This is a genomic window from Rubellimicrobium roseum, from assembly GCF_006152145.1.
Lineage (GTDB): Bacteria > Pseudomonadota > Alphaproteobacteria > Rhodobacterales > Rhodobacteraceae > Rubellimicrobium > Rubellimicrobium roseum.
On the sequence record NZ_VDFV01000100.1, the window covers coordinates 1 to 4,970 of the forward strand.

A 4,970-nucleotide genomic window follows, 5' to 3' on the forward strand; every position below is an offset into this window, starting at 1 on the left:
GCCACAAGGCCCCGATCGAGCCGACAAACCGGTCCGCGGCTCAGGGCCCGCCCGGACCGAACACCCCCCCCGGAACAGCCAGCCGGGTGGCCCAGACCCGGGGAGCAGGTCAGACGGCTTCACGATTCCAGCAGCCCCCGGCTGAGCGACGGGGGGCAGGTCAATATCCGCAACAGAGATCATCTCGTTTGAAGTTTATCTTGCCTGAGCACTGACCAAGCGGGAAGGTCCTTCCCCGAAGTCCTGACCATACGTCAGTCAAGAGGCATGTCTGTTGCAAAACCTTGACACAATCTCCGTGCCACCGTCACGATGAACCATAATAAAAAGAGAATTCTGGTTAACCGGGAGAATCTAATGACCCGTTATCTAACGGTCTCGGCGCTTGCCCTAGGCGCTATGACCTCCGCCGCCGCCGCACAGACCGAGGTTCACTGGTGGCACGCCATGGGCGGCGAGCTTGGCGCAAAGCTGGAGGAGATCGTCGCCGGCTACAACGCAAGCCAGCAGGACTACGTTGTCGTCCCGACCTACAAGGGCACATATCCCGAGACAATGACGGCGGCCATCGCCGCCTTCCGGGCAGGCGAGCAGCCGGCGATCGTGCAGGTGTTCGAGGTCGGCACTGGCACAATGATGGCGGCGCAAGGCGCGGTCTACCCCGTCTACCAGTTGATGCAGGACATGGACGAACCGTTCGACCCGGCGGCCTTCCTTCCGGCGGTCGTGGGCTACTACACGGATCCGGCGGGCAACATGCTCTCGATGCCGTTCAACTCGTCCACGCCTATCATGTACTACAACAAGGACGTCTTCGAGGCGGCCGGACTCAATCCGGAGATGCCGCCCAAGACCTGGGAGGAACTCGAGCAGTACTCGCGCCAAATTATGGAGTCCGGAGCGGCCCCCTGCGGGTTCACCACCGCCTGGATCAGCTGGATCCATACCGAGAACCTCTCGGCTTGGCACAACCAACCCATCGGGACGCTCGAGAACGGCTTCGGCGGTCTCGGCACCGAACTGTCGCTGAACGGCCCATTGCAGGTTCTTCACTGGGGCAACCTGGCGCGCTGGCAGGAAGAGGGCCTTTTCCAGTATGGCGGACCTGGCGGCGGTGATGACGCCCCACCCAAGTTCTACAGCCAAGAATGCGCGATCTTCTTCAATTCCTCGGCAGGTCGGGCGGCTGTCGTGGCCAATGCCACCGACTTTGAGGTCGGCTATGGCATGCTTCCCTACTATGCGGAAATGGAAGGATCTCCGCAGAACTCCATCATCGGCGGCGCGACGCTCTGGGTCCTTCAGGGCAAGGACGAGGAAACCTACCGCGGGGCTGCCGACTTCTTCTCCTATCTGTCGTCGCCCGAGGTGCAGGCCGACTGGAGCCAGTTCTCGGGCTACCTGCCGATCACCCAGGCCGCCTATGACCTTTCCAAGGAACAGGGTTTCTACGAGGCTAATCCGGGCTCCGAGCTCTCCATTCAGCAGATCACGCTGAATTCCCCCACCGAGAACTCGAAGGGTCTCCGCTTCGGCAACTACGTTCAGATCCGCGACATCATCGACGAGGAGTTCCAGGCTCTGCTTGCAGGGGACCGGGACGCCCAGGCTGCGCTCGATGCCGTGGTGGAGCGCGGCAACGCCCTGCTGCGCGAGTTCGAGTCGACCGCCGGGCAGTGATCCGGGGTTCACACGACTCGGGGGCCCGCTCCGGCGGGCCCTTCGCTTCTCAGCGGGACGCTTCGAAATGAAACGCACCAACTTCGGCGGACGGCTTCTGCCCTGGCTCCTGTTGGCCCCCCAACTCCTGATCACAATCGTCTTCTTTCTGTGGCCGGCCGGCCAAGCCGTGCGCCAGAGCTTCCTGAGGGAAGACGCCTTCGGCCTGTCGACGACCTTCGCCGGCATGGCTAACTACCGTGCCCTGATGAGCAGCGAGGAGTACATCAACTCGCTTCAGGTCACGGTGGTGTTCTCCATCGCCGTCGCGGCCCTCTCGATGGGGGTCGCCCTACTTCTCGCCGTCGCGGCCGACCGGGTGGTGCGAACGGCCCGCGTCTACACGACGCTCCTGGTCTGGCCTTACGCCGTCGCCCCTGCCGTGGCCGGCATCATGTGGTGGTTCATCTTTAACCCGACCATTGGCGTCCTGCCCTACCTGCTCGAAGGGCTGGGATATGATTGGAATCACAGCCTTCGCTCGGTCGATGCCATGATCCTCGTGATCGTCGCGGCGAGCTGGAAGCAGATCAGCTACAACTTCCTGTTCTTCCTGGCCGGGCTTCAGGCGATCCCGGCTTCGCTGCGGGAAGCCGCGGCCATCGACGGGGCCGGCCCATTCAAACGTTTCTGGACGATCACCTTCCCCCTGCTCGCCCCGACGACGTTCTTCCTGCTCGTCGTCAACGTCGTCTACACGATGTTCGACACCTTCGGGATCATCCACGCCACGACGGAGGGCGGGCCCAACCAGGCGACGAACATCCTCATCTACAAGGTCTATGAGGACGGGTTCATCGAGTTGGACCTCGGATCGTCGGCCGCCCAGTCCGTGGTCCTCATGATCATCGTGATCGCAGTGACCATGATCCAGTTCCGCTGGATCGAGCGGCGCGTGGAGTACTGATCCGATGGTCGAGCATCGCCCCTTTCTCAATATCCTCACTCATGCGGTGCTGATTGCCGGCGTCGCGGTGGTGACATTCCCCGTCTACATCGCATTGATCGCCTCCACCCATCCCCCGAACGCGTTCTCCCGGGGTGTGATCCCCCTTCTGCCCGGAGATCAAGCCGTCCAGAACTACGCCGCGATGCTGGGCCAGGGGGTGTCCACATCCGGGGCGCCGCCGCTCGGGCTTATGATGGCTAACAGCCTTGTCATGGCCCTTGTCATCGCGATCGGAAAGATCGCGATCTCCATCACCTCGGCCTTTGCGATCGTCTATTTCCGGTTCCGCTTTCGGCAGTTGGCCTTCTGGCTCATCTTCATCACCCTGATGCTCCCCGTGGAAGTGCGGATCGTGCCGACCTTTGAGGTGGTGGCGAATTTGGGCCTGCTCAACTCCTATGCCGGCCTGACCATCCCGCTGATTGCCTCGGCCACGGCGACGTTCCTGTTCCGCCAAGTCTTTCTCACCATTCCGGACGAGCTGACCGAAGCCGCCCGGATCGACGGCGCGGGGCCGATGAAGTTCTTCTGGGACATCTTGATCCCACTATCACGGACCAACATGGCCGCGCTCTTCGTGATCCTGTTCATCTACGGCTGGAACCAGTATCTTTGGCCCCTCCTGGTCACGACCGATGCGCGCTACTACACGGTCGTCGCAGGCATCAAGCGCATGGCAGATGTGGCCGACGCCCTTCCACGGTGGAACTTCGTCATGACCGCCGTGGTGCTCGCCATGCTGCCCCCGGTTCTGGTGGTGATCGCCATGCAGCGACTCTTCGTCAAAGGCCTGATAGAGGCGGAAAAGTAGAATGGCGTCGATCACATTGGACAAGGTTGGCAAGACCTACTTCGGGGGCACCCCCGCCGTGATCGACATCTCGATCGAGATCGCCGACGGTGAGTTCCTGGTCCTGGTCGGGCCGTCCGGCTGCGGGAAGTCGACCCTCCTCCGCATGATCGCAGGCCTCGAGACCGTGACGTCCGGCACGATCCGCATCGGCAGTCGAGTGGTCAACGACGTCGAGCCTGCCGATCGCGACATCGCGATGGTCTTTCAGAACTACGCTCTCTATCCGCACATGACCGTGCGCCAGAATCTGGCCTACGGGCTGACGAACAGGCGCATGCCCAAGGACGAGATCGCCCGGCGGGTTGCAGCCGCAGCCGAGATCCTTGAGATCGGTCCATTCCTGGACCGCAAACCGCGCGCCCTGTCTGGCGGTCAGCGGCAACGAGTTGCCATGGGTCGCGCGATTGTCCGCGAGCCTGCGGTTTTCCTCTTCGATGAGCCTTTGTCTAATCTCGACGCCAAGCTGCGGAACTCCATGCGCGGCGAGATCCGAGTGCTGCAACGTCGGCTCGGGACCACCTCGATCTACGTCACCCATGATCAGATGGAGGCCATGACCCTGGCGGACCGGCTGGTCGTGCTGAATGGAGGCCGGATCGAGCAGATCGGCGCGCCATTGGAGGTGTACCGTCGACCGGCTTCGACCTTTGTGGCGGCTTTCATTGGGGCTCCGGCCATGAATCTTTTGCCGGCCCGGAGAGACGGCAGCCAGATCAGCATCGGCGGCGCCCAGCTGATCGCCCCGGCCGAGGGACGGGGCTCGGTGACCTTGGGGATCCGCCCCGAAGATTTCAGCCGCGCCTCGCCCGGCGCCACAGGCACGCTGCCGGTCCGAGTCGACTACGTCGAGGAGTTGGGAGCCACGCGGCTGGTCCATGGACGGATCGAAGGCCAGCCGCTGGTCGCCAACTGGCCGGCCGGTGAGGAGGTACCGGATCAGGTGTGGCTATCCGTGGACTCCACGGCGTTGCACTTCTTCAACCCCCAAACGGGCCTGCGACTCTAACATGCAGCGTTTGCCCTTCTGCATCTCTCATCCGCCGTCAGGAACACTCTTGTCAAAGGCACGGGCGTTTGCCTTTTTGCAACTGGCCATCACCATCCGGCAGGTCCATTGAGCCCCGAACCGAATACGGGCGCAGGTGGACCAGTTTCTGCCGAGATGGCATCTTGGCGCTACGAGGAGATTCACGGCGCCTCCCGGCCTCAGGCTTCGCGCCCATATCGCGCTGCGCACTTGCGACGCTGTCGGAGGTTGCGAAGTTGTTAGACGGCTTCATCCTTGTAGCTTTCAGAGTGTTCGATTTAGGTGACACTCCGGTCCTTGGCGCAGTCGGTCGCATGATACAGTTACGCTGGGGGCAAGCACCTCTATGTCCCTACGCTCAGGACTCATAGCCAGAACATGACGGTTGCGGCCAAGGCGATGGCCGAGAGAAAGACCTTGGG

General features: G+C 62.4%; 4 protein-coding genes. All 4 read left to right on the plus strand.

Going from position 1 to position 4,970, the window contains the following annotated elements:
* The first annotated feature begins 357 nt into the window (after nucleotides 1-357).
* The 4 genes from ugpB (at nucleotide 358) to FHG71_RS22715 (ending at nucleotide 4,527) form a co-directional block, all read left to right on the plus strand.
* On the plus strand, nucleotides 358-1,680 hold the full coding sequence (gene ugpB, locus FHG71_RS22700) for a sn-glycerol-3-phosphate ABC transporter substrate-binding protein UgpB (RefSeq protein WP_139084039.1): 1,323 nt from the start codon (nucleotides 358-360) through the stop codon (nucleotides 1,678-1,680).
* A gap of 67 nt (nucleotides 1,681-1,747) precedes the next feature.
* Nucleotides 1,748-2,626 (plus strand): sn-glycerol-3-phosphate ABC transporter permease UgpA, encoded by an 879-nt coding sequence (ugpA, locus tag FHG71_RS22705; RefSeq protein WP_139084041.1) that lies wholly within the window; start codon nucleotides 1,748-1,750, stop codon nucleotides 2,624-2,626.
* A gap of 4 nt (nucleotides 2,627-2,630) precedes the next feature.
* Nucleotides 2,631-3,479: a sn-glycerol-3-phosphate ABC transporter permease UgpE gene (ugpE, locus tag FHG71_RS22710; RefSeq protein WP_139084043.1), complete on the plus strand. Its 849-nt coding sequence runs from the start codon at nucleotides 2,631-2,633 to the stop codon at nucleotides 3,477-3,479.
* A 1-nt stretch (nucleotide 3,480) separates the two neighbouring features.
* Nucleotides 3,481-4,527 carry a sn-glycerol-3-phosphate import ATP-binding protein UgpC gene (locus FHG71_RS22715; protein WP_139084045.1) on the plus strand — a complete coding sequence of 349 codons (1,047 nt, stop codon included), beginning with the start codon at nucleotides 3,481-3,483 and terminating at the stop codon, nucleotides 4,525-4,527.
* Nucleotides 4,528-4,970: the final 443 nt, after the last annotated feature.